Here is a 26,556-nt window from a genome sequence, read left to right as displayed (position 1 = left end):
AATTTGCACAAGAACGCTTAATTCTATATGTAGATAAGCATGTAGGCAAATACCCTTAGTTAGCATTAATTATTAAAAAGAGCTTTTGTAAGTTCGGGCAGCAAATTGCTTAAATCGTCTCGCTCTCCAACTGCGCTTATATTCCCAATTTGCTGCTCGTAATCCCATTTTGTTATTGCGCAAGAAAGTCGCAACCAAACATCTGGGTCAAGTTCTATAACATCTGGCGGTGTTAAATTATGCGGATCTGAATGTGGTCCTTCTAAGATTTTTACAGCTCCCCAAGGCGCCACTCTTACCTCTACAGCGCATCCTGGAGCTATATGCTCTAGCACATAAAGCGAGTATCTAACAGCCATTGCTTCATCGTTTACGCTAACGCCTATTTCGCTTGTGTTTATGCAGCACAAATCTTTTTTATTGTTCGTAGAATCTATTTTCATAGAATTTATATAAGATTTTGCACTATTTACCCACGTTTCAAACGATTTTTTAGCGCCACTTATATCCGCTTCTCGTATAACAGCCATATTTGAATTATCTCACGAATTGTCTAAGTATTATTTGCGATTTTAATGTTGTTTTATAAAAGTCATATTGTGAATAATTATTAATAAGGGTTTGGGGTTGTGATATCATCAACAATGAAAACGTGTGCATTGCCGCGTACCGTCTTGTTAAGTGCAATTTGGCGCGGCTACAACCAGCATAATCAAGGGTTGCTATTCGCACATTTTAGGTAAATATATTATTCACGGCACAAGGAGTCAAATATGACTAAACACGTCGCGCCTAAAGCCAAGACTACTGCGGCAGCATTTGCCAAAGAACTTCAAGAAAATCTGAAGTACACCCAGGGTGTCACCCCAGAACAGGCCACTACGGCTGATGTGTATGTTGCCGCTGCTACCGCAGTTCGTCGCCACTTGATGGACTCTTGGATGCAGACACAGCATGACATGATTAACGGAAACACAAAGGCTGTTGGCTATTTAAGCGCAGAGTTCTTAATGGGCAAGCAGCTTGAAAACGCTTTGCTTAACGCTGGCCTTACCGATCAGTTCAACAAGGCTGTTACAAAGCTTGGTTTTGAGCCAAAAGATGTTATCGATGCTGAGTATGAGCCAGGTTTAGGTAACGGCGGTTTGGGTCGTCTCGCAGCCTGCTTTATTGACTCGCTCGCCTCTATCGGCGTTCCAGCATTCGGCTACGGCATCCAATATCGTTACGGCATTTTTAAGCAGCGCTTCGACGAGCAGGGCAAGCAGGTAGAAACCCCTGATTACTGGCTTAGCAACGAAGAGCCATGGGGTCACGTTGACTACGGCAGAGATCAGCGCGTTAACTTTGGCGGCAAGGTTGTTGAAGAAAATGGCAAGCGCGTGTGGAAGCCAGATTGGGCTGTTCGCGCAGTACCAGTTGACTACATGGTTCCAGGCTACAATTCTGGTCGCGTAAACACTCTTCGCTTGTGGACTTCTAAGTCTTACGACGAATTTGATTTGCTCACCTTCAACAAGTCTGAGTACTTGGATGCTGTTAAGCCACAGGTTGAAGCAGAAAACATTTCTAAGATTCTTTATCCAGAAGATTCCACTCCACAGGGCAAGGCTTTGCGTCTTGAGCAGCAATACTTCTTCGTAGCTGCTTCTATTCACGACGCTATTCGCGTGTTCTATCCTGGTCAAGATAAGCCAGATCTTACAACCTTCCCAAGCAAGATCAACTTCCAGTTGAACGATACTCACCCAGTTATTGGTATTCCAGAGCTTATGCGCGTTCTTATGGACGAGTACGGCTACGATTGGAACACCGCTTGGGGCATTACTACTAAGACATTCAACTACACTTGCCACACGCTTCTTCCAGAAGCTTTGGAAGTTTGGCCAGCCAAGCTTATTGGCGAACTTTTGCCACGCCACCTTGAGATTATTCAAGGCATTAGCGAGCAGTTCCGCAACGAGCTTCGCAGCAAGGGCGTTTCCGAAGATCAGGTTGAGCGTATGCGCATTGCTACCGACGCCGACGAAAATGGCGAAGGTGCTGTAGTTCGCATGGCTTACTTGGCTACCTACGGCGGCTCTTACGTTAATGGCGTTGCTGAGCTTCACTCTGAGTTGTTGAAGGATGTTACATTAAAGGACTTCTCCAGCGTTTACCCAGATAAGTTCAAGAACGTTACTAACGGCGTAACTCCTCGTCGTTTCGTTCGCTTGAGCAACCCACGCATGTCTGCTCTTATTACTGAGGGCTTGGGCACCGACGCATGGCAGGGTGATTTGGAGCTTCTTGAAGGTTTGAAGCCATTGGCTGACGATCCATCCTTCGTGAAGAAGTTCGCTAAAGTCAAGCAGGAAAACAAGCTTGCCTTCGTTGATTTTGCAAAGCACAAGTATGGCTTTGAAATCAACCCAGACACTATGTTTAACACCATTGTTAAGCGTTTGCACGAGTACAAGCGCCAGTCCATGAAGATCCTCCAGGTTATCTCCACATACGCTGGAATCAAGAATGGCACAATCGACGTAGACAAGATGCTTCCACGCACCGTGTTCTTCGGCGCTAAGTCCGCTCCAGGCTATGCTATGGCAAAGCTTACGATTCAGCTCATCAACAATGTTGCTCGCGTTGTGAACAACGATCCAGCATGCAAGGGCAAGCTTGCAGTGTTCTTCCCAGAGAACTACAACATTGAACTTGCTATGAACTTGATTCCTGCAACCGATTTGGATGAGCAGATTTCTCAAGCTGGTAAGGAAGCTTCTGGCACTGGTAACATGAAGTTCGCTTTGAACGGTGCTTTGACTGTTGGTACTCTCGACGGTGCAAACGTTGAGATTCGTGAACGCGTTGGCGCTGAGAACTTCTTCCTCTTCGGCATGACTGTTGACGAGGTTGAGAAGCTCTACGCTGAAGGCTACGATCACGGCGGCTCCCGCAAGTACTACGAGTCTGATCCTCGCTTGAAGACCGCTTTAGACATGGTTGCTGACGGCACCTTCTCCAACGGCGACAAGAGCGTGTATGAGCCACTCGTCAACGATTGGCTTACTCACGATTACTTCATGGCAATGGCTGACTTCAGCTCTTACATGGATATTCAAGCTCAAATTGAGGAAACTTACCGCGATCCTATGAAGTGGGCACGCATGGCTGTGTTGAACGTAGCCAACTCTGGTTACTTCTCTTCCGATCGCTCTATCGAAGATTACCTCGATCGCATTTGGCACACTGGCGCTCTTCCAACTGCCGAATAATTATGTAAAAGCATTTTAATATTGCTTTAATAAAAGCTGTGACTAGCGTTTGTTGGTCACAGCTTTTTTATTTATAAAAATGACTAAAAAACGACTATCAAAATAAAAATAAGGTGTGAAGTTATGCACTACGAGTGCAATACTTCACACCTTATATAGCTAAAGATTTGAGTATAAGAATTTTAATTCTAACTAAGCCTCAACTGCCTTAGCTGCTTCAGATTCTTCCTTATCTTCTTTTTCTGCGCCTATGTTAATTGGCGAAGAGCTGTTCTCCCATGGCTGCTCCCATGGATCGTAATCAGGATTATGCTGCTTGTAAACATACAATGCTGCAATACCTGCGAGCAGTGCTCCAAAGAGCAGTGCAAAGAACTTCCAACCGCCAGAGGACCTGTTCTCCATGATGGCTCCTTTCGTTAAGCTGACCTGCTCGTCCAAGTCAACGTTTGTATCGAGTTTACTCGTGTATTCACTATAATAGTGATTTTTTTTAACACTTGCATCTTTTTATTATATTTTTATGCACAAAACACCATAAATCTTACAAAACATTTTTAATGACCATTATGGTTGCTACTTATGTATGCAAATTTGTGTATGCAATTAGATAATGTTATTTTATGAACAATTTTGACATAAACACTATTGTTAAGCGCTTTAAAACTAATTGCAAAACCGCAACGTATTCAATTATCTACATTTGCGTGTTTGTGTGGATTATTGAGATGATTCTTCACACTTTTTTGCCAAGCGCATATCAACTATTTGTTGAAAATACTGCTTTTGCGCCATTTTTGATTACAAAAGCAAGCTGGACTTGGTTTACGTCTATGTTTGTTCACGCGCCAGAACTTACGCACATTCTTTTTAACATGATTTGCTTGTATTCGCTTGGCGTAGAGCTTGAGAGATTCTTTGGTAAATGGAAGTTCTTTTTCTTATACGCTATTAGTGGGCTTGGTGGATGCGTTGCAACTCTACTTTACTCAAAGCTTACACAAGACTGGGTGATTGCAGCTTATGGGGCTTCGGGAGCGATTATGGGTCTTATTGGCGCTCTTTTGGTTGCGCAATGGCGACTTGGCGAAAGTGTTAATGGCACTTTAATTTGGATTGGCCTAACGCTTGCAATGCCTCTTTTGGTTCAAAATATTGCTTGGCAAGCTCATATTGGTGGAATTGTTACTGGAATAGTTCTGTCTGCTTTACTTGGCACTAATAATCCTCTTCTTAAAAAAGCATCTTTTAATGAGCGATTTGCTGTTTACTCTTTACTAATACTTATTGTTCTTCTGGCAATAAGCGCATTCTGTTTGCAATAAATAGCGTTAAATTACACGCGTGTAGTTCTCCACAATTGTGGACATAAATGTGCATAACCTGGGTATAACATGGGTATATCTAAATAAGTTATCCACATTGTTATACACAATCGTTGATAACTCTGCATTTTTAGCCATGTTAACAAGTGTATAAAAGTTATCCACATTTTTGGAAAATTGTGACTTTCTCTAAACCTTAATTAAAAATAGAATTATGCAATCTAACAACATTCACACAAAACAACTACAAGATCAAAATCAGCAAACTATTGATTTTATTCTTCAAAATCAAAACACAAACCCAAAAGAAGCTGCACTAAAAGCGTCTAATAACCCAAACGTGAATGTTGCTTTTGCTGTTAATCAAATAAGCGGAAAGCAGATTGCAAAAACAAAACTGCCAATGTGGTATAAAAACAATCAAGTTATTTACCCATCACATATTTCTATGGAACAGTGCTCGTCGCAAGCAACCGCGCAATATAAAGCACGCATCGCAAATCGTCTTATAAAAAACAACAATATTGATAAGTGCAAAACAACTCTAATCGACTTAACTGGCGGATTTGGAGTAGATTGCGCAATTATGAGCCAAGAGTTTTGCAAAGCCATTTGCGTAGAAACTCAAGAAGAACTATCGGCCATAAGCCAGCACAATATGACTGTTATGCGCTTAAACAATGTTCAATGCGTAAACTCAACAAGCGTAGAAGTGCTAGAAAAAGTAGACTACGCAACGATTATTTATATTGACCCAGCAAGACGAGATAAAAGTGGAGCTAGAACGTACGCGATTAAAGATTGCACACCTAATGTTTTAGAGCTAAAACAACGCATGCTGCAAGTAGCAAAATTTGTGATTATTAAACTATCTCCAATGCTTGATTGGAGAAAAGCTGTTTGCGACTTTTGTGGAAACGTTAGTCAAGTACACATTGTTTCACACAATAACGAGTGCAAAGAGCTGCTTTTAGTATTAGACTCAAACATGCATTCGCATATTGAAGTTTATTGCGCAAACAACGATTCAGTAACCGTTTTTAACGCAAAATATAATCTGGACTTAAATAAAGTAGAAGAAGCGCAAAAGACGCAAAAATCGCAAGAATCACGCATAAAAAACGAGCAAAATTCAAATGATTCAAATGATTCAATAAGCGATTGGAAAAACTGCGCTAAATATGTTTATGAGCCAAACTCTTCAATTATGAAGTCGGGATGTTTTAAGATTTTAAGCACTAAATACAACGTAGTTCAAATCGCAAGCAACAGCCACGTTTTTATATCTTGCGAATATAAATCAGATTTTCCTGGAAACATTTGGAAAATAAATAATATTTGCAGCTTAAACAAAAAAGAAATCAGCAAAGCTCTTTCTAAAATAACTTACGCAAATATTGCAACATACAATTTTCCACTAAGCGTAAACGACTTAAAGAAAAGGCTTAAGTTAAAAGACGGTGGAAACACTAGGATTATTGCAACTACCGATTCTAAAAATAATCATGTTCTTATTTGTGCAAGTAAAGCGGAGTAATAAACACACAAAATGCGCAAAACACACAAAGCACGCATATAAAAATGGCTGCATGCTTATTACATGCAGCCAGAAAATCAAGCTATATACAAGCTATTTATAAGCTATCTCCAGCACATTGTCATTAAGAATCCAGCCATAACCAAGCACGCTGCAATCAAAAGATTAAACGCTCCAATTCCTGGAATTGGCAAAGCAGGATTCAAGTAATAAATAACAGCCCAGAACAAGCCAACAATCATAAGCGTGCAAAATAGTGGAACAAACCATCCAGCATTAGCTTTAGTGCCCTTAATGGACTCTTCAACTCTGCGAGTATTTTCTTCTTGACGCTTCATCATGCGCTGTATTTGCGGAGACAACGACGATTTATCGGCAGTTGCGTTCAAAACAGCTTCAACCTGTTCCATAGGAACACCATACAAGTCTTCTTTAGAAGAGTTTTGAGATTCATCCACATCGGCAGATGAAGTGGTGTTCAATTTATTCAATTCTTCGTCAGCCATAACAGTAACACTCCAATCAATCGGCTACACGCTATAATAATAGTTACACTCGAACGCAAGAAGAAGAATGGGTAATATGGCAAAACAAACAGGTAAACACGGCGCTAGAAAATCGCTGTTAGGAAGCGTTGCCGTTGCCCTAGCAATTTGTTTTACTGGTTACTTATTCGTTACTAATTTGCGCATAAATCGTACTGCATTTGTAACTTCCGATACGGGGCAAATGGTGGAAAGAAATTCTCAAAGAGCAAAATATTTGAGAGAAGAGGTTAAAGAGTTAGATTCTAAAGTTAATCTTCTAAACAAAACGTTAACAAGCAGCACAAGCGGGTCTGATTCTTCCGACGATACTGGCGCAAGCACAATACTTCCAGCAATACAAGGACCAGGAATTACTGTAACGCTAAACGATTCGCCACTTTGGAAAACGGCCGTAAACGGGTCTGGAAGCTCCGCAAACATAAATGACTATGTAATTCACCAACAAGATATAGAAGCCGTTATAAATGCCCTATGGAAAGGCGGAGCGGAGGCTATAACAATTCAGGGTCAAAGAATCTTGTTTAATTCAGCTGTTGTTTGTATTGGAAATGTGCTTATGTTGCAAGGCCATCAGTACTCGCCACCGTATAGAATATCTGCTATTGGTTCAATAGAAGACATGATAGAATCGTTGGATAATTCTCCAGCAATTCAAACATATAAAGACTATGTCAGTACTTTTGGACTGGGATGGAAAGTGGAAAAAAGGGGAAACTTAAAGTTCTTAGAGTCGTCTGCCCTGTTGCAGCCTCTAAGGTTTGCTTCGGTTCCAAAAGATGCCGATATTATTGGAAATATTCCCCAACACCATTCCACCAAACAATAAAGGAGTAAAATGAAGCGTTCTAACTACAAGCACGAACGTAGCGAAGCCAAAACAACAAAGGCTAGCGCACTTTGGACAATAGCTGGCGTTGTTGGAGAACTTCTTATAGCTTTTGCAGTTGTTTGCGCATTGTACATTGTCTGGCAAATGTGGTGGACGGGCGCTCAATCCGAGCATGTACAGTTTGAAACCAGAGAGGCTGTTTCGTGGAAGAATCCTGCTGCTGGTAAAAAAACCAAGATTGCTCTTCCTCAAGTAGACGATCCTCCTAAATTGCAAAAAGTAAAGTATGGAGAACTTGTTGCTCGAGCATACATTCCTAGGTTTGGTAATCAATGGGAGCGCAATATTGTTGAAGGCGTTAGCCTAGAAATATTAAATAGGCGAGGACTTGCACACTTCCCTAAAACAGAAATGCCAGGAGAAATTGGAAACTTGGCTATTAGTGGTCACCGAAATGGTTACGGTCAGCCTTTAGCAGACGTTGACCGATTCCAAAAGGGCGATCCTATTATTATTCGTACAAAAGATTATTGGTTCGTTTATAAGTACGTTACTCACAAGATTGTTAGACCAGATCAAAGTGAAGTTCTTGATCAAGACCCAATAAATCACAGCAAGAATCCTAAAAAGCGCATGATTACGCTTGTTACTTGTGAGCCAAAATATTCAACTCCTGAGTTCCGCTTTATTAGCTTTGGCGAGTTTGATTATTGGGCTAAGGTTTCCGACGGTATTCCTAAAGAGCTTTCTACGGTAGATGCAAACGGTCAAGTTAAGTTTGTAAACAACGAGCAGCAGTCTTTGGCTTCTAAGCTCGATTCGCTTGTTCCAGTTATACTTATTGCTATAGTTGCGTACATTATTATCTTCGCTGCAGCAGCTATCGCTTGGCAATGGCCTCTAAGACGTCAAATCCGAGCTGGATTAAAACCAAAGCCAGAATTCAGCATTTTTGGCGGACTTATGCGATTGCAGCCTGGTATTTTGCCAATAAGATTAGTTCTTTGCGCACTAATCTACGTAACAGCAATTGCAATTCTTATGCAATGGATATATCCGTTTGCTTCGGCAACAATTCCATTCTTAAGAGAAATGTCTGCATACACAACAACGATTTATTAAATCGCTACTAATAAGCTAGGAATCTATTAGTTTACAGTTTACTTGTCTAATTAGTTTTCTAGCTTATTAGATTACAAACAGCTTATAAATCATTGGTTTGATAGCTTATTAAAATAGCTTATTAAAACACAAACTATTAATTAATCTTAGTAGCTTACAAGTTAAATAGCTTACAAGTTAAATACAAATGCCGCCTAGCACCGTTAAAACAACGGCAAGATAGGCGGCTTCTTGTTATTTATCACTATTGCTTGTTGTTGCAGAAGATGAGCCAGATGTTGAAGTTCTTCCAGGCTTTGTAGTGGTGTCTACAGAAGGCTGGGGAGTTTTTACAGTAAGCGTTATTGTAGAGCCTTTATCTATCTTAGACCCTTCCTTTTCCGACATACTATCAACAATATCGTCATCTGTAGCGGAGCCATCAGCAACAACCTTAAAGCCCTTTGCTTCTAGTATTTGCTTAGCTTGCTTTAACGTTGATGTTCCAAGAGCAACATGAGGAACTTCTACCTTAGGCTTTCCTTTAGAAACATACACAGTTATAGCGCTATGAGGTTTTACAGCAACTCCAGAAGACGGATTCATTTTAGTAACCATTCCTTCTGCAACAGTGTCGGATTCTTCTTCTACGGTATTAACAGTAAATCCAAGATTTTGCAATTCTCCAGCAACAATATCTTTGGACTGCCCAACCATTCCATCTGGAACCTTAGTTAAGCCAGAAGAAATGTACAAAGTTACCATTGAACCTTTATCGGCAAACGAATCTGCAACTGGGTCAGTTCTAGTAACGTGATTCTTTTTAACGTCTGTACTATCTTCCACTCTAACGTTAGAAATCTTAAATCCTGCGCGCTCAAGAGCTTTTCTAGCTGCTTCTTGCGATTTTCCAGTAACATCTGGAACCTTAGTTGATTGAGGACCAATAGAGAACCAAACGCTAACTCTAGACCCAGACGCAACCTTCTCTCCACCTTTAGGAGATTGCTTGGTAAAAGTACCTTCTGGCTTAGTAGACTTATCGTCTTCCAAAATATCTGGAATAAGACCAAGCGCGCGAAGTTTTTCTTTAGCAGCATCTTGAGTTGTAGTTTCGCTAAACGTTGGAACAACAATATCTCCAGCTAGCTTACTGCGATTTAGCATAAATAGAATTCCGCCAACAACAATCGCGCAAACAATCGCAGACACAACAGAAGCAATAACAATTCGCTTACTTCTTTTTGCCTGATTTGCAGCGCGCTGAGCGGCTCTTGTGTTGTAGCCCGTATTTGGATACGCATCAAACTGGCCTGTAATCGCGCCAAAACTTTGAGTAGAGGCAGTGTCTGCCGCTCCAATAGCTTGAGTTGCAGCATTCTGCTCTGCCTGCTTTCTTGCGCGCATATTAGCTAAATCGGTTAGCGGATTAAAAGCTGCTGCAACAGGAACACCGCCGTTCATAAACGCTAATATGTCGTTCTTAAATTCAGCAGCCGTTGCATACCTATTCTGCCTATCTTTTGCCATTGCTTTTGCGCAAATCTTATCCCACATTGAAGGAAGACCTGGAACAAGCGTACTTAGAGGAGTTGCAACTTCTGAAACATGCTGATATGCGATTGCAACTGCAGAATCGCCAGTAAAAGGCGGCCTTCCAGTTAGCATCTCGTATAAGACGCATCCTGCAGAATACAAGTCGGACCTCATATCCACCTGTTCTCCACGCGCCTGCTCTGGAGACAAATATTGCGCAGTTCCAACAACACCTTGCGATTGTGTCATTGTTGTTGCAGAATCGTCTAGCGCTCTTGCGATTCCAAAATCCATAACCTTAACAATGCCCTGCTCGGAAATCATAATGTTTCCAGGCTTAATATCTCGGTGAATCACGCCCATTCTATGCGAATACTCCAGGGCGTTCAAAACTCCAAGCATAACTTGTTCGGAATCTCTTTGACTTAAAGCACCATTCATCTTAAGAATATCGCGAAGCGTTTTGCCTTTAACGTATTCCATAACAAGATACGGCAAATGCTCTTCTACGCCATTGTCGTCTACAACAGACTCTTCTCCAGAATCATAGATATTCACTATGTTTGGGTTATTCATTTGCGCAATCGAATGTGCTTCTCGGCGGAAACGAGACAAAAAGATTTCGTCATTTGCCAAATCAGAACGCATGATTTTAACAGCAACGGTACGACCCAAGCGCTTATCTTCTGCGACTCGCACTTCGGCCATTCCACCGCGGCCAATCAATTCACCTAATTGGTACCGTCCATTCGCTAATGAGGTAGGCATTGTGTTACTCATTGCTGCTCCTTGCGGTCGTTATTATTCAAAATGTTAATAATATTAACTTGTGTTTTTGGAACACTTCTAACGCTGCGTTTAATGCGCTGAGCATTGGAAGAATCTATTGTGTTTTTATTGTTAAACGCTGTTTGCTGATCCAAAAGTCTTCGTTCAATTTTTGCAAGCACTTTTGAAACAACAAGAGCATCTTTAGGTCTATCTTTTGGATTCTTAGAAAGCATTGACATTACAAACTGTCTTAATTGAAGGTCAACACTATCTGGAAGAGGTGGAACAGGGTCATTAACGTGTGCGGCTGCAATATCTACAGGCGTAGTTCCAGTAAATGGCCTATGTCCACAAAGTCCTTCGTATGCAACAACTCCAAGAGAATAAATATCGGACTGGGCAGTTGCTTGCTCTCCTTGAGCTTGCTCTGGGGAAATATATTGAGCTGTTCCAACAACCATTCCATCTTGAGTAATCTGCTCTTGGTCGCTAGAGTACGAAACGCCAAAATCTGTTATCTTTACGCTTCCCGTTTCGGAAACCATAATATTTGCTGGCTTAACGTCTCTATGAATAACACCGTGGGAATGTGCAACAAAAAGACCTCTTGCAGTTTGAATAAGTATAGGCAGCAATCGCGTTGGCTCAACAGTTTTTTCTTTATGATATAAGTCTGCTAAAGACTTACTAGGAACATACTCCATAATCAAAAAGCCAATGCCATCATGCTCGTAGTAGTCAAATAAAGCTGCAATGTTTGGATGAGCAAGATTGGCTGAATTATGTGCTTCTGCTCTAAGTCTACGCAATTTAGCTTCAACATTGCTTGTATCGGTTCTAAGCGCTTTAACGGCAACAATCCTGCCAAGCTGTATATCAAAGCCCTTCCAGACTTCCCCCATGCCTCCTTGTGCAAGTCTTCTATCTAGTCTGTATCGATGATGAACTAACTGTCCTTCAACAAGTTTCATTGCTTAAGCGCCTCCTTCATCACCTGTCTCATAATTGGCCCTGCTGTAAGCGTTCCATACGTACTAGCATTGTGAATAACAACTGCTACAGCTATTTTAGGATCTTGTGCAGGAGCAAATCCAATAACCCACCCATTAATAGCTTGATTTCTAAACCCAATTTGTGCTGTTCCCGATTTTGCTGCAACAGCAACATTGGGCAAAGAAAGATTTTGATTACTTTTTACAACTACACTTTGCATCATAGCATTGAGTTTTGCAGCACTTTGTGCGCTTAAAGCTTGACTCATAACGGTAGGCGTTGTTTGAGAAATAACAGACAAGTCACTAGACCTTACGCAATCAACAAGCGTTGGCTTCATAAGTGTTCCATTATTTGCAATAGCAGCTGCAATCATAGCGTTTTGAAGAGGAGTAACCCTAGCGTCTCCCTGACCAATCGACTGAAGAGCAAGCTTATCTTGCGTAGGCTTTTGATTAAGCAAAGACGCAACAACTCTCATTGGGAATCCTGTTGAATCAGATCCATCTAAAGTAAATGAGCTAAATAATCCAAACTTTTTAGCCTGCTTAACAATCGCATCCGATCCTAAAGAAACTCCTAGTTGTGCAAATGCAGTATTTGAAGAATAAGCTAAAGCATCTTCAAACGATATTTGACCATTCGATCCGCTAGCGCTTGGAACAACATTTGTAAGATGAGTTTGCGTTCCTGGAAGAGTGTACGAAGATCCAGCTGGAATCGAAGTATTTAAATCATATTTTCCAGTTTCTAGCGCTGTTGCAGCAACAACCGTTTTGAAAGTAGAACCAGGAGCATAAAGTTCAGATATTGAATGATTTAGCATTGGATTATATATGTTAGATATAAGATCCTTATATGCTCTGTTTACTAAAGAAACATTGTGAGATGCAAGAGAAGAAGGATCGTAGCTAGGCGTACTAACCATTGCTAGTATTCTTCCAGTTTTTGGCTCTATTGCAACTAAAGCGCCATTCTTGTCTTTTAGTAGATTGTATGCAAGAGTTTGAAGCTTAGTGTTAATAGATGTTTCTATAGAAGCACCTCTGTTTTCTGCTCCTGTAAATAGAGACTTAAACTTTTGAAGGAATAGCGCGTCGGATTCTCCACTTAAAAGCTGATTTCTAGAAGCCTCTATGCCCCTATCTGCCCTTTGACTTATTGAATAATAACCCGTTATTGGAGCATAAGCAGGGCCGTTAAAATATGACCTTTGATACACAAACGCATCTTTAGATGGATCTGACTTTGCTAAAACAGTTCCATCTGACGCAAGAATGGCTCCTCTTGGAGCGCCAAATTCGTGATATAGTGCACGCCTGTTTCTAGGATCAGAATTTAATTCGTTTGCTTTTATAGACGTTATGTACGTGCTAGAAATACATAAAACAACAAACAACACAATTACTGCACTAAAAAGCTGCTTCAAACATTTATTCATAAGATTCACCCCCATCTTCTTTAAGATTAGAGGACTTATTTTCTCTTTGCTTAAGCTCTCTTTCCCTAAGAGCAGCTAAAGCTTCGTATTGGAAAGTATCAGACAATATAGCAGCCTCTGGCTTATTAGCAGCATTAGATATAACAATCAAAATAGATGCAAGCAAATAGTTAGCAACTAGAGAAGAACCACCAGCTGCCATATAAGGCATTGTTAAGCCAGTAAGTGGAATAACAAGCGTGATTCCGCCAACAACAGTAAATACTTGGAACGCCATTGTAAAAACAAGACCAGATGCAAGAAGCTTTCCAAAACCGTCTTTAATCTTCATAGCAGTAATCATGCCCGACGCAATAATAATCATGTAAAGAATTAAGACTATAAACAAACCAGTTAATCCTAATTCTTCCCCAACCGAAGCATAAATAAAATCGGAATTAGCAAGTGGCGTTAAAGAAGGATGACCTTGGCCTAATCCTGTTCCAGTTATACCTCCTGCAGCAAGGCCAAATAATCCAGTAACAATTTGAGCAGACCCGCCTGGGAATCTGTTGTAAATAACTGGGTCGTATGGGTTAAGCCAAGCGTCAACTCTGTATTGAACGTGTGCAAAAAGCTTAACAGCAACTAAACATCCAATTATAAATGCTATAAAGCCTATTGCAAGCCAGCCTTTTCTTCCAGTTGCAACGTAAAGCATAGAAACAAACATTGCAAAGAACATTAATGATGTTCCTAAATCGTGTTGCACAACAAGCACACACATTGAAGCAGCCCAAACAAGCGCTATAGGACCCATATCTTTGAATCGTGGAAGATGAATTCCAAAAATCTTTGTTCCACCAACCGCAAGTCTGTCTCTATGGTCAAACAAGTATGCCGCAAAGAAGAAAGCTAAGAATAGTTTTGCAAATTCTCCTGGCTGAATAGTGTGGTTTCCAAAGCCAATCCAAATTCTCGCTCCGCCAATTTCCTTACCGATTATTGGAAGCATTGGAGATAAAAGGAGAACAAGACCAATAACCATGCTAACGTACGAGAATCTTCTAAGAATCCTATAATCTTCTAGAACCATCACAAAAATTATGGATAATACAAGAGCAACACAAACCCAAATAAGCTGTTTCATAGCAACATTAGTGTTGTGCTGTTTATCTATTCTTGCAATCATAACAGTTCCAATAGCTGTAAGAAGAAGAATACAAGGGAGTATTACCTGGCTAGAATAAGGCTTTTTTACAATCAAAACGCCCCACAAAACAAGGTATAATGCCGTTGTTAGAACAAGCATACCAACATAGTTTGCTGGAACGAATCCATTAATCCTTAGAAACATTTGTAAAAATGCTATTGAAGATATAATTACAGAAAACAGAAGCAAAGATATTTGCTTAATACGCATACTAAACATGTTCACGAGGTTTTACCTCCTGAATCATTGCTTGAATCTACAGCTCCACTATTGTTTCCGTCTTTATTATCTGAATTAGAAATAATACTTTTTGGCTTATTGCCGCGCTTCTCGCTTTCTCGAGCGCGCATTTCTCTTCCGATTAGCCTTGCATGACCTCTTGCTTCTTTAAGACTGCTAAAGCTAATACCTTCGTCAAGCTGATCTTGCCAAGACTTATCTAGATTCTTAACTCTAATATTTGTTTCTTCAATCTGATGTGAAAGCTCTAATCCAAATATGTTAGTAGGAACACCTTGGTAAATAACTACTTTGCCATTTCCTTTACCAATGTAGTATTGCTTTTGAGTCCAAGAATAAACAAGATAAGCTCCACAAGCAACAATCGCACACACAACAAGCGTTGCAAAAGCAACACCTATTCTCATCCATCTTATTCTAATTCTATTTGCTTTATGTGCTTCTGCCTGTTCTCTTTTAACAGCGCGCTGAACATCTGGATCCCTAGGATCTGTTGATATTCTACCGTTCTTCTTTTTTACAATAGGAATCTCGTTTGTATCTGTAGATCTTAATTCCTCTTCGTTTCTTAAATGAGAAGGCTGCACAAGTCGAGTAGTTTCTACAATTTTCTCATCTTTTTCCGCCGATTTTGCGTCTGTTTGCATAAGAGCAGCAGCTCTTTGAGCAGGAGAATCTTTACCTTCACGCAATGGTGGTGTAGAAGAAACAGCTTTATTAACAATATCTGCTATAGACTCTAAATCTTTGCTTGCAGCACCGCCAATTAATGGAGTTTGGTGAGGCAAGTCAAAAGCATCTGCGTCTAGTGCCAAAGTTGCATCTGCTATAACAGCAGTCGCATTATCTGTGCTTCCTGCTTTAAGTGCCATATAAACAAGTTTTTGAGCACACTCTTCTTGATTAGATACAGTGCTCATAACTTCTTGAATTGTGGAATCTTCTAATACTCCACACACACCATCCGAGCATAAAAGCCAGCGATCGGAAGGGTGCGCCTGCCTAATAGCAATATCTGGCCTTGGATCAATATCAAAATCACCTAAAACGCGCATAACAACATTTCGCTGCGGATGATTTCTTGCTTCTTCTGGCGTAATGTGACCCGTGTCTATTAAATGTTGAACGTAACTATGGTCGCAAGTCATTCTTGTAAGATGATTATCTCGCAACAAGTACGCTCTAGAATCGCCCAAATGTGCAAGAACCCAGTAACCATTTACAAGAGATACGGCTGTTACTGTTGTTCCCATTCCAGCAAGTCTGCGTTCTCTTTTGGCTTTGCCAACAATTGCGTCGTGAGCAGCCATAATCGAGGTTTCCATCATTGAAGAAACAGCTTTTACATCATTTGGCCTTGAATCTTGCTCAATGTGCGCTAAAGACCTAATTGCGATTGTAGAAGCAGTATCTCCTCCAGCATGACCGCCCATACCATCGCAAATAGCGGCCAATCTTTCTCCAGCAAACGCAGAATCTTGATTATTGCTTCTAACAGTACCAACGTCGCTAACAGCTGTTGAATACATAAACAACGCTTTGTCTATAAAATAGGCCTTATTTAAGTTTTGTTCTTCACTTTTTACAGCATTATTTACTGGATTATTATTTGTATCGCTGCTATTTGCAGACTCACTACTTACAACATTTGCAACGTCACTACTTGAAACGTTATTACTTGCAGAATCAACTTGATCTTGCTGTTTTTGACTACTTGTTTTATCTTCAATGTTTGAATCGAATTGCGCCATTTATTTACCTCAATTCAAACATTGTTGCTCCGATTCGCACAGACTTGCGCGGAGGCAAAACAACAGGTTCATTAACTCTACTATGACCTATCATAGTTCCGTTAGTGCTACCTAAATCTTCAAGAACCCAAGAATTTACAGATTGATTAAAATACACGCGCGCGTGATGAGAAGAAACAAACTCGTCATTTAGAACAACCGTATTGTTTGCAGATCTTCCAAGAGTTACGCCAGAAGGCTCCAACGGGAATGACGAACCAGCTAAAGGACCATCAATAATAACAAGCAAAGTTGGCATTTCAGCTTGATTATTCTTCTCTAAATTAGCAGAAGCAATATTGTTATTTCTTAAAGATTCATCATTAGAAGGATTTGGTCTGCGATGAGACTTATTCTTCCAAGCTTTAGACTTTTTAGGACTAAAAATCTCAATATCTTTGCGTAAAGATCGAACAGCAAACCATACGAATACCCACAAAAGTACTAAAAAACTGTACTTAAGTATAGCAAAAGTCAACTCGGTTAATATCATGCGTGTACTCGTATCTCTTTACGTATTCGTCTACTACTCCTGATCTTGATCCGAAGCCCAATAAAGAATACGGGTGCGCCCAATAGTAATAGTGTTTCCATCTAATAGCGTTGCTGCTGGAGTTTGATGACCTTCAACATAAGTACCATTAGTGGATCCAAGATCCCTAGCAATAACACCATCTGGTGTAACGTCTATTCCAAGATGTCTACGAGAAATTCCAGGATCATCAATAACAATATCGCAACCAGAACCTCTGCCTAATATTGTGCGATCTTTTGTTAACAAATACCTATTCCCATTAATCTCCAGCATTGGATGATTTTCTGACTGCTCTTGCGTTGTTACAGGAACAGCGTTTCCTGGAACAGAATCAGAAGTTAAATTGAAATTACCTTTTGTAAGATCGGTATCTTCTTCAAAAATAACTGCAACTGGGCCAACAAAAGCATAATGCTGACTTTTTGCATACTGTGTAAGATTATCCGCAAGCTCATTTGCTAAAGCTTCACTACCAAGCTGATCAAAGTCTGGAGTACTAAGCTTAAAGTGATACTCATTTGGTGCAACCGTACGATCGCGATCAATTGGCATAGACTGGTTATCAATTTCTCGCTCTAATGCACTAGAAAGATCAACAGGTTGCAAGTCTTTAGACCCGAATTTTGCGAAGACTCCATTCATTGCACCTTCAACGCTCTTCTCAAGTCTGTCAAGCACGCTCATTGTAAACCCTTTCTACCTTTTCCTCATATTACTCGTCACCTCGTACGGTGTACAAATCACATCTAAATACCAAACATGCGTTTGCTAAATTTATTTACATACTTGTTTATATACTACATTTTTACAAAATTATGCAAAATAAACAAATAAAACTTATAAACCAATTTAATATTACAAGTTTATTATATATTTCTAAGTGTAATCTTTAATTATGAATCAAAAAAATAAGCTTTACGAATTTTTAGAAAAAATAAAGTTCTATATAACTAATAATAAGAAGTGTTCTACTGTTATACTTCTTGCGATTTTAGTTCCTTTAATTGGAAAACTTTTGCTTGTTAATAGTGCAGAAAGATCTTTTGAAGCAGGAATCGTAGCATTTTTCCACAACTATTCTCCGTCTTTTATAATGGCTCTTTCTAAATTGCTTGCAATAGTTTTTTCTACAAAATCATGCATTGTTATACTTTTTATTTTGGCTGTTATTTCTTATTTTATAAAACGAGATTGGCGCATAACTCTAATACAGCTTGCGACTTGCCTTTTGCCAATGATTTATATTTTTGCTGTTAAATTCATAGTTCATAGACCTAGGCCATTTATTGGTGTAAAAATTAAAGTTCCACCAGATCCAAGTTTTCCAAGCGGTCACACTGCAGCAGCAGTAGCTATTTGTTCAATGGCTCTTATGATTATTTATATTGCAAATAAGTCTTTCTTAAGGCTTGGATTAATCGTTAGCATTATTATTGTTGCTATTGTTGCAATTTCTAGACTTGTTGTTGCAGCACACTTCCCTAGTGATGTTTTAACTTCTGCAATAATGTACCCAATACTTGTTTTGTCTATTCTTAATCTATCTAAAAGTAATAGTTTTATTTACAACAAAATATTAAGAAAATTAAAATAATATAGATATCAAATAGACATCAAATATTAAATAGCAGAAGGGATTTTCTATGTTTAACGGTTTCAAAAAATTCATTGCAAGAGGTAGTGTAATCGACATGGCGGTTGGTGTTGTTATGGGCAGCGCCGTAACTTCCGTTGTTACTTCGATTGTTAAAAACATTATTAATCCGCTTATAGCGATAATTTGCGGAAAGCCAGATCTTGATGGTGTTTTAACAATAACAATAAATGGTGCAACAATCTCTTTTGGTGCAGTTATTGGATCAATCTTAAACTTCCTTATTGTTGCTGCAGCTGTTTATTTTTGCATTGTTCTTCCTATTAACAAGTTAAGAGAGATTGGTCTTCCTTTCTTGCAATTTGAAAAAGAAAAGAGTGATGAAGAAAAACGCAAAGATCGCGAAGAAAAAATGATTAAAATTTTGGAAGATATTCGAGATCTATCTTATAAAAAATAGTTCGTTTAATGATTTTTATAAATAATTTTTATAAAAATAATCCCCACTAATCTACTTAAAGTTTAGTGGGGATTAATTTTATGAGATTAAATTATTAATTATACGTGCTTTTTGCTTTAGTCATCACCAAGAGTTAAGTGAATTCCACCAACTAATGATCCAACAACGTTATAAAGCAAAGATCCAATTGCAGATAATAATGTTGCAATAACTATTTCTACAACAGAAAAAATTATTACAGCACTTAAAACAGTTGGCAAAGAAAACACGTCTGCAAGGTTAAAACCGTTGCTATTTAAGCCTGTTGATGAAACAATCTGTGTTACTTGATCAAAAACACCAATCATGTTTAGAAATAGCCAAACTAATCCCGCTGCAATAACTTGTATTATTCCGCCAGCAACACTTAGCAAAAATGTTACTTTTGCAACACTCCAAGCGTCTACTCTAACTAGGGAAAGACTCATCCTTCTAGCTCTTGGTTGAGTAGATTTCCTAACGCTATACGCATTAGAAGAAGACGTAGCTGTTGCACCTACTGTTCTTGGAGAACTAGTATTAGATTCTCCACTAACTTTGCTATTGGATGCTTCAAAATCTTCACTCATCTAAGTTCCTTCCAATAGTTTTTTCTGATGATTCTTCATTTTGAGTTTCATCATCATCTCTTTCCTCGTTTCGAGCAATCGAGATGATTTCATCACCCTTATCTGGCTTTGCTAAAGTCACTCCTTGAGTGGTTCTACCTGTGCGCTTAACTTCGTTAACGTCGGAACGAATCACTTTACCAGACTTCATAATTGCCATTACTTGATCTGTTTCTTCAACAATCAAAGCACCAACCAAAGAACCGCGGCCTTCTGTAAGCTGTACCGCTTTAACACCGTAGCCGTTTCTTCCTTGCAAACGATACTCTTCAATAGCTGTACGCTTAGCAAATCCTTCGTTTGTAACAACAAGAAGATCTTTGCTTGTATCTACCGACACAACATCCATATCCAGCAATTCGTCGCCTTCTCTAAATCTCATGCCTTGAACGCCTGCAGTTTGACGGCCCATTGGTCGAAGTTGCTCATCATCTGCTCTAAACTTAAGGCTCATACCAAGTTTAGAAACAAGAATAATGTCATCTTCTGGGTTGCACAAAGCTGCACCAATCAGCTCGTCTGTTGGCTCCCCAGTTTCTTCGTTTGCCATTAGTCGAACAGCAATCAAGCCACCTTGTCGTGGAGAATCATATTCTTGCAAAGCAGTTTTCTTAACTTTTCCAGAACGAGTTGCCAAAACCAAATACTTTGCTACATCATAATTTTGAATTGACAATACCGCTTGAATTGTTTCTCCAGGAGTAAATTGAAGAAGATTTGCAACATGCTGACCTTTAGAATCTCTTGATCCTTCTGGAAGCTCATATGCTTTAATGCGGTAAACGCGTCCGCGATTAGTGAAGAACAAAAGCCAATTGTGAGTAGATGTTAAGAAGAAGTGATCTACAACATCATCTTCACGAAGCTTTGCGCCCTTAATACCCTTACCTCCACGGTGTTGTGCGCGATACTCGTCTGCTTTTGTACGCTTAATATAGCCTGCGCGAGTAACTGTTACAACAACGTTTTCTTCGGCAATAAGATCTTCAACGTTCATTTCTCCCGAGAATGGAAGAATCTTAGTTCTGCGCTCATCTCCATATTTTGCTACGATTTCGTCAAGCTCATCGCCAACAATCTTGCGCTGACGCTCTGGGCTTGCAAGAATATCGTTGTAATCTTCAATCTTGCGCATTAATTCTTCATGCTCGTCGAGAATCTTTTGACGTTCCAAAGCTGCGAGCCTACGAAGTTGCATTGCAAGAATAGCATCTGCTTGAACTTCATCAACATCAAGCAAATTCATCAAACCAGTGCGAGCTGTTTCAACATCTTTAGAAGATCTGATTAATGCAACAACTTCGTCAATCATATCCAAAGCTTTTAAGTAGCCTTGCAAAATATGATCTCGCTCTTCTGCCTCGCGCTTTAAGTAGCGTGTACGCCTATCAATAACTTCAAGCTGATGACTTACCCAATGACGAATAAACGCATCCAAGCTCAAAGTTCTAGGAACACCATCAACAAGCGCAAGCATGTTAGCGCCGAAAGTTTGCTGCAATTGCGAATGCTTATACAAGTTGTTCAAAACAACTTTTGGAACAGCATCTCGCTTAAGAACAAGAACCAAACGCTGACCAGTACGGCCAGACGTTTCATCGCGCATATCTGCAATGCCTTGAATCTTACCGTCTCGCACAGCTTCTCTAATAGAAGCAGCTAAACGATCAGGATTAACTTGGTATGGAAGCTCAGTAACAACCAAGCACATACGTCCCTTAATTTCCTCGGTATTAACAACAGCGCGCATTGTAATTAATCCGCGACCAGTGCGGTACGCTTGCTCAATTCCCTTGTGGCCTAAGATTGTTGCTCCAGTAGGAAAATCAGGCCCTTTAATTCGCTGAATTAATGCTTCTAGAAGCTCGGAATTACTGGCATCTGGGTGATCTAAAGCCCAATGTACGCCATCGGCAACCTCGCGCATATTGTGAGGTGGAATATTAGTTGCCATACCAACAGCAATACCTGCAGAACCATTAACTAAAAGATTTGGGAAACGAGATGGCAAAACTGTTGGCTCTTGAGTTTTTCCATCGTAGTTTGGCAAGAAATCAACAGTATCTTTGTCAATATCTCGAACCATTTCCATAGCAAGAGGCGCCATACGGCATTCTGTATAACGCATTGCTGCTGCAGGATCATCACCTGGGGATCCAAAGTTTCCTTGACCATCAACAAGCAAGTATCGCATTGACCAAGATTGAGCCATACGAACCAAAGTGTCGTAAATAGCAGAATCACCATGAGGATGATACTTACCCATAACATCGCCAACAACACGAGAGCACTTGTTGTATCCGCGATCTGGCCTATATCCGCCATCGTACATTGCGTAAATAACGCGACGATGCACTGGCTTTAAGCCATCTCGAACATCTGGCAAAGCACGCTCAACAATAACAGAAAGTGCATAAGCAAGATAGGATTCGCGCATCTCTTGTTGCAAATCCATATGCTTTACGCGAGCACCCTTCATTAAGCCATAATCCGTATTATCTGCTTCTTGCGGGCTTTGTGGCTCCATTGAACCGTCAGGTAACTGATCTGGCTCTTCGCTATTATTAGCGGCATTTATTTCGTCTACCACTGTAATTCCTTTTTATTAGCTTTAAGTTTATTTGCTTTAATGCTTTTACTGACAATTTTTAACAATTTTTAAGCGTCAATAAATCTTGCATCGTGAGCATTACGTTGAATAAAGAGCCTACGAGGTTCCACTTCGTCTCCCATAAGCATTGAGAAAGTTTCATCAGCTCGAGCAGCATCTTCAATATGAATTTGCTTTAGGATTCTGTGCTCAGGGTCCATTGTTGTTTCCCACAATTCCTGATAGCTCATCTCACCCAAGCCCTTGTATCGCTGAATGCCTTCGCCTTTAGGAAGTTGTCTGCCTGCAGCTTTACCTTCTGCAAGAACTCTGTCTCGCTCTGCATCCGTATAAACAAAATCATGCGCACCCTTGCTCCACTTCAAGCGATAAAGAGGAGGCATTGCAACGTAAACGTAGCCTGCTGTAATCATTGGTCGCATATAGCGGAAGAACAGTGTTAAATTCAATGTAGCAATATGAGCACCATCAACATCAGCATCAGCCATAATAATGACTTTGTGATATCTAACTTTACTTAAGTCAAAATCTTCACCATAACCGCCACCAACAGCAGTGATTAAGGATTCAATAGTTTCCGACTTCATCATTCTGTCGATTGATGCGCGCTCAGTATTCAAAATCTTACCGCGCAATGGCAAAATTGCTTGCGTAATAGGATCTCGTCCTTGAATTGCGGAGCCACCTGCGGAATCACCCTCCACTATAAACAGCTCGCATTCTTCTGGATTATTAGACTGGCAATCCTTCAATTTATCTGGCATTCCAGCAGTTTCAAAGATTGACTTTCTACGAGTATTTTCGCGAGCTTTCTTAGCTGCAAGACGCGCACGCGATGCTTCAATTGCTTTTTGAATAATGTTCTTTGCTTCACTTGGATGAGCGTCGAACCAATCTCCAAGCTTTTCGGTCATAACTCGCTGAACAAAAGTCTTAGCTTCGGAATTACCAAGCTTTGTTTTAGTCTGACCTTCAAACTGTGGAGTTGTAAGCTTTACGGAAACAACTGCTGTTAAGCCTTCTCGAACATCGTCTCCAGAAAGATTAGTATCTTTTTCTTTTAATATGTTCTTTTCTCGAGCATAACGATTTACAAGAGATGTAAGCGCAGCACGGAATCCTTCTTCGTGAGTTCCACCTTCTGTAGTAGAAATCGTATTTGCAAAAGTATGCACCGCTTCCGAATATGCAACAGTCCATTGCATAGCGATTTCTGCAGAAATACCAATCTCAAGGTCTTCTGCCTCAAAATCAATAACATCTGGCTCTACTGGAACAGCTTTACGAGATTTAACTAAGTAATCAACGTAATCTTTAATTCCGTGATCATACTTGTAGCTAACGCTTTGATGCTTTTCTTCGCTAATTGATTCATTTTCTCCAGTGACTTCATCCCCTGCTTCATCGGGTTTACGCAAATCGGTTAGAGAAATCTTCAATCCCTTGTTAAGAAAAGCCATTTGCTGGAATCTAGATCGCAAAGTTTCAAAATCGTACGTAGTTGTTTCAAAAATTGCGCCATCTGGCCAGAACGTTACAGAAGTTCCCGTAGATTCACCATCTTCCATTGGCTGACCTTTTTTAAGAGGAGCCGTTGGATGCTGATCTACATACGTTTGAGTCCAATGGAATCCTTGACGACGAACTTCGATTTCTACACGCGTAGAAAGAGCATTAACAACAGATATGCCAACGCCGTGCAAGCCGCCAGAAACAGCGTATCCGCCGCCGCCAAACTTTCCGCCAGCGTGAAGCTTAGTCATAACTGTTTCAACACCAGAAACACCTTCGCCTGGTACTTCGTCAACTGGAATACCACGTCCATCGTCCACAACTTTTATTGCATTGTCTGGCAAAATTGTCACTTCAATGTGAGAAGCATAACCAGCCAAAGCTTCATCAACTGAATTATCTACAATCTCGTATACAAGATGATGCAATCCTCTAGGGCCAGTTGAACCAATATACATACCTGGCCTAATTCGAACTGCTTCCAATCCTTCTAGAACTCGAAGATCACTAGCATCATAATGTTCAGGAGAAAGTGAATCATCTAGCTGAGCATCATCTAGTTTATGTTCTTCAACAGAATTTTCCATTGAATTATCTTCAGTGTTTAACACTTTAGATCCCTTCCCGTATTACCTCATGCCAAGAGGCATTTACGAGGTCTATACACGCTAGAAAGCACAAAAAAGGGTCTTCTAGCGATTTAACTATATTACATAACATTCTACACATGCATAATGACCGCTCTTTATTAAGAGCCATTATTAGTGATTCTTAATATTAAACCTACTGTTTATTGATTTTTTGCCTGTTTTTTGCAAAGATGGGCCAACTATTTTGACTTCTTTAATATTAATATTCTTAGAATATTCAAATATTTTTTTCTCAAGCATAGGCTTGCAATAGCTAAGTTGCGTATACCAAACATTTGATTTTGTTCTAACAATTAAAACGCCATCTTTTATTTTGTCTATATAACAATTCAATGATGCGCTTTTTCCAACTATTTTCCACCAATCTTCGCGCATTTTTGCTATAGAAAGTTGCTCATTCCAATTGTTTTGATTAGCAAAATTTGCAAGTAAAGAATAAAGATTTTGTGGATCTCTACCAGGTTTTCCAAAACTTTCTAAAGCTTTATAAGCATTCTGCTCGTTAACTACCTTTTTTATTGCTTTCTTTTTAATAGGCGTAAAAATTAGTTCTGGAAGCTTTCTTGTATCTAATTTTAGTATTTTATTTACGGGAATTTTCATCTAATATCCCCTAAGTCAGTAGATTTATTTTGGTTATTTTCAATATAATCAACACTATTTTTACGACTATTAACAATATTTTCCAATAAAATTTTATGATTAATATCAATATTGTTTTCTAAAGATTTAGAATCATCTTCATTTTGATCTTTTGCTATTTTAGACACATCAATAATCGAGTTTTCTAACACACTTTTATCTTTTGGTATATCACTTAAAGACGCAACAGTAATAAAAACTTGATCTTGATTTTTTGCAAATTCTAAAATTTGTTTTCTTCTAAACTCGTCTAATTGTGCAAAAACATCATCTAAAATAACAATAGGTTTTTTCCCATTCTTTTTTTCTAATGACTTAAATAAAGCCATTTTTAATGCTAATGCAAGAGTCCAAGATTCACCGTTTGAAGCAAATTCTTTTGCATTATAATCATTAAGCAATATAGTAAAATCGTCTCGATGAGGCCCTATTAGATTGTATCCTCTTGCAACTTCTCCATTATAAATTCTTTGAAAATGCTCACTAATCGCAAGTCTAATAGAATTATCATTACTTTCTTCAAAATCGTCTTCAAAATTATTTTCGCTAAAATCAATCTCACTAAAAGAAGGATTATATTCGATTGAAGCAAAATTAGATGAGTTAGAAAGATGTTTAACAATATTTGAAAAAACATTATTAAGTAACTCTATTATTTGTTTGCGTAATTTTGTAAGAATTATTCCAGTTTCAATAAACTTAGCAGTCCATACTTCTAAATCAGAAACCGTATTGTAATTATTCATTGAATTTGGTGAATAATTATTAGATAAACTTTTTAATAGTGCAGAACGCTGCTTTGCAATATGATTATATTCTTGCAAAATAGGCAAATAGTTTGGTATTAATAATGCTCCAGCTTGATCAATGAATGTTCTTCTAACAGTAGGATCTGAAACAATCAAATTTTGGTCTCTTGGAGTAAAAGAAACACAAGGAACTAAGCCAACTATATCTTTCATATATAGAGATTTTTTACCATTAATCCTTGCTCTATTAGCACCCTTTAGATTAATGCTTAGCTCAAATGTTGTTTCGTCTAAATTATCTAAATTATCTGAACCATCTAAAGTATTGATATTGCAAGTATTGCTAAAATCCTTAACATTTGCTCGTATTGTAGCGCAATTATGATTTATCTCTATTAATGGCGTTAAAGAAGATACTCTATGACTTGTTCCTGTTGAAATAACTTCTAACGATTCAACAACATTAGTTTTACCTAAACCGTTTGAACCTACTAGAACATTCATTTTGGGGGAAAAGTCGAGTACACAACTACTCCACGAGCGAAAATGGTCTAATGCAAGCTTTGAAACATACATTTATTTGGCTACGTTATTCG

The 26,556-nt window shown here is 39.2% G+C and carries 22 protein-coding genes; 7 read left to right on the top strand and 15 right to left on the bottom strand.

Annotation, left to right across the window (positions count from 1 at the left end; all coding sequences use genetic code 11):
- Positions 1–65: 65 nt before the first annotated feature.
- Positions 66–530: a sterol carrier family protein gene (locus NYP55_RS04875; protein ID WP_004131216.1), complete on the bottom strand. Its 465-nt coding sequence runs from the start codon at positions 528–530 to the stop codon at positions 66–68.
- 243 nt (positions 531–773) lie between these two features.
- On the opposite strand from NYP55_RS04875, the gene NYP55_RS04870 reads away from it, so the two are divergent.
- Complete coding sequence (locus NYP55_RS04870) at positions 774–3,257, top strand: glycogen/starch/alpha-glucan phosphorylase (RefSeq protein WP_472781629.1); 2,484 nt, start codon at positions 774–776, stop codon at positions 3,255–3,257.
- Between the two features lie 192 nt (positions 3,258–3,449).
- On the opposite strand, the gene NYP55_RS04865 is transcribed toward NYP55_RS04870, so the two are convergent.
- Positions 3,450–3,662 carry a hypothetical protein gene (locus NYP55_RS04865; RefSeq protein WP_004131212.1) on the bottom strand — a complete coding sequence of 71 codons (213 nt, stop codon included), beginning with the start codon at positions 3,660–3,662 and terminating at the stop codon, positions 3,450–3,452.
- Positions 3,663–3,880: 218 nt separating this feature from the next.
- Between NYP55_RS04865 and NYP55_RS04860 the strand changes: the two genes are divergently transcribed.
- Positions 3,881–4,582 carry a rhomboid family intramembrane serine protease gene (locus NYP55_RS04860; protein ID WP_018639895.1) on the top strand — a complete coding sequence of 234 codons (702 nt, stop codon included), beginning with the start codon at positions 3,881–3,883 and terminating at the stop codon, positions 4,580–4,582.
- Positions 4,583–4,796: 214 nt separating this feature from the next.
- Positions 4,797–6,119 (top strand): THUMP-like domain-containing protein, encoded by a 1,323-nt coding sequence (locus NYP55_RS04855; protein WP_472781628.1) that lies wholly within the window; start codon positions 4,797–4,799, stop codon positions 6,117–6,119.
- A 104-nt stretch (positions 6,120–6,223) separates the two neighbouring features.
- Here the strand turns inward: NYP55_RS04855 and crgA are convergent, their stop codons facing one another.
- Complete coding sequence (crgA, locus tag NYP55_RS04850; RefSeq protein WP_020757063.1) at positions 6,224–6,625, bottom strand: cell division protein CrgA; 402 nt, start codon at positions 6,623–6,625, stop codon at positions 6,224–6,226.
- A 76-nt stretch (positions 6,626–6,701) separates the two neighbouring features.
- Here crgA and NYP55_RS04845 point away from each other — a divergent pair, with 76 nt between their 5' ends.
- Positions 6,702–7,493, top strand: coding sequence for a DUF881 domain-containing protein (locus tag NYP55_RS04845; RefSeq protein WP_472781627.1), 792 nt, complete (start codon positions 6,702–6,704; stop codon positions 7,491–7,493).
- Between the two features lie 9 nt (positions 7,494–7,502).
- Positions 7,503–8,618, top strand: coding sequence for a class E sortase (locus NYP55_RS04840; RefSeq protein ID WP_004131205.1), 1,116 nt, complete (start codon positions 7,503–7,505; stop codon positions 8,616–8,618).
- A gap of 234 nt (positions 8,619–8,852) precedes the next feature.
- On the opposite strand, the gene pknB is transcribed toward NYP55_RS04840, so the two are convergent.
- From pknB to NYP55_RS04805, 7 genes are read right to left on the bottom strand one after another with little or no spacing between them, the layout of a single operon-like run.
- Positions 8,853–10,913 carry a Stk1 family PASTA domain-containing Ser/Thr kinase gene (gene pknB, locus NYP55_RS04835; protein ID WP_004131204.1) on the bottom strand — a complete coding sequence of 687 codons (2,061 nt, stop codon included), beginning with the start codon at positions 10,911–10,913 and terminating at the stop codon, positions 8,853–8,855.
- Positions 10,910–11,875, bottom strand: coding sequence for a serine/threonine-protein kinase (locus NYP55_RS04830; protein WP_004131203.1), 966 nt, complete (start codon positions 11,873–11,875; stop codon positions 10,910–10,912). Before NYP55_RS04830 ends, pknB begins: the two co-directional genes overlap by 4 nt.
- On the bottom strand, positions 11,872–13,338 hold the full coding sequence (locus tag NYP55_RS04825) for a peptidoglycan D,D-transpeptidase FtsI family protein (protein WP_032819120.1): 1,467 nt from the start codon (positions 13,336–13,338) through the stop codon (positions 11,872–11,874). Before NYP55_RS04825 ends, NYP55_RS04830 begins: the two co-directional genes overlap by 4 nt.
- The gene (locus tag NYP55_RS04820; RefSeq protein ID WP_415684585.1) at positions 13,331–14,755 is read right to left on the bottom strand and encodes an FtsW/RodA/SpoVE family cell cycle protein; all 1,425 of its coding nucleotides are present in this window, start codon (positions 14,753–14,755) and stop codon (positions 13,331–13,333) included. Before NYP55_RS04820 ends, NYP55_RS04825 begins: the two co-directional genes overlap by 8 nt.
- Positions 14,752–16,521, bottom strand: a complete 1,770-nt coding sequence (locus NYP55_RS04815) for a PP2C family protein-serine/threonine phosphatase (protein ID WP_415684586.1) — start codon at positions 16,519–16,521, stop codon at positions 14,752–14,754. Before NYP55_RS04815 ends, NYP55_RS04820 begins: the two co-directional genes overlap by 4 nt.
- Positions 16,522–16,525: 4 nt before the next feature.
- Entirely contained in the window at positions 16,526–17,053 is a 528-nt protein-coding gene (locus NYP55_RS04810; protein ID WP_004131195.1) for an FHA domain-containing protein FhaB/FipA, read from the bottom strand.
- A gap of 33 nt (positions 17,054–17,086) precedes the next feature.
- Positions 17,087–17,779, bottom strand: a complete 693-nt coding sequence (locus tag NYP55_RS04805; protein WP_004131193.1) for an FhaA domain-containing protein — start codon at positions 17,777–17,779, stop codon at positions 17,087–17,089.
- 211 nt (positions 17,780–17,990) lie between these two features.
- On the opposite strand from NYP55_RS04805, the gene NYP55_RS04800 reads away from it, so the two are divergent.
- The gene (locus NYP55_RS04800) at positions 17,991–18,689 is read left to right on the top strand and encodes a phosphatase PAP2 family protein (protein ID WP_004132376.1); all 699 of its coding nucleotides are present in this window, start codon (positions 17,991–17,993) and stop codon (positions 18,687–18,689) included.
- 49 nt (positions 18,690–18,738) lie between these two features.
- A complete protein-coding gene (gene mscL / locus NYP55_RS04795) occupies positions 18,739–19,149 on the top strand; it encodes a large conductance mechanosensitive channel protein MscL (RefSeq protein WP_116438085.1) in 411 nt (136 codons plus the stop codon).
- A gap of 116 nt (positions 19,150–19,265) precedes the next feature.
- Here mscL and NYP55_RS04790 read toward each other — a convergent pair whose 3' ends face one another.
- The 5 genes from NYP55_RS04790 to recF all read right to left on the bottom strand — a co-directional run bounded on the left by NYP55_RS04790 (position 19,266) and on the right by recF (position 26,536).
- Positions 19,266–19,757, bottom strand: a complete 492-nt coding sequence (locus NYP55_RS04790) for a DUF3566 domain-containing protein (protein ID WP_004131188.1) — start codon at positions 19,755–19,757, stop codon at positions 19,266–19,268.
- The gene (gene gyrA, locus NYP55_RS04785; protein ID WP_004131185.1) at positions 19,750–22,386 is read right to left on the bottom strand and encodes a DNA gyrase subunit A; all 2,637 of its coding nucleotides are present in this window, start codon (positions 22,384–22,386) and stop codon (positions 19,750–19,752) included. Before gyrA ends, NYP55_RS04790 begins: the two co-directional genes overlap by 8 nt.
- A 68-nt stretch (positions 22,387–22,454) precedes the next feature.
- A complete protein-coding gene (gene gyrB, locus NYP55_RS04780; protein ID WP_004131183.1) occupies positions 22,455–24,530 on the bottom strand; it encodes a DNA topoisomerase (ATP-hydrolyzing) subunit B in 2,076 nt (691 codons plus the stop codon).
- Positions 24,531–24,680: 150 nt separating this feature from the next.
- Positions 24,681–25,172, bottom strand: a complete 492-nt coding sequence (locus tag NYP55_RS04775) for a DciA family protein (RefSeq protein ID WP_004131181.1) — start codon at positions 25,170–25,172, stop codon at positions 24,681–24,683.
- The gene (recF, locus tag NYP55_RS04770) at positions 25,169–26,536 is read right to left on the bottom strand and encodes a DNA replication/repair protein RecF (RefSeq protein WP_032835976.1); all 1,368 of its coding nucleotides are present in this window, start codon (positions 26,534–26,536) and stop codon (positions 25,169–25,171) included. The genes NYP55_RS04775 and recF overlap by 4 nt, the downstream gene beginning before the upstream one ends.
- Positions 26,537–26,556: the final 20 nt, after the last annotated feature.

This window comes from Gardnerella sp. c10Ua_31, from assembly GCF_055700915.1.
Note: the sequence above shows the minus strand (reverse complement) of the source record. Positions and strands in the feature narration are given on the sequence as shown.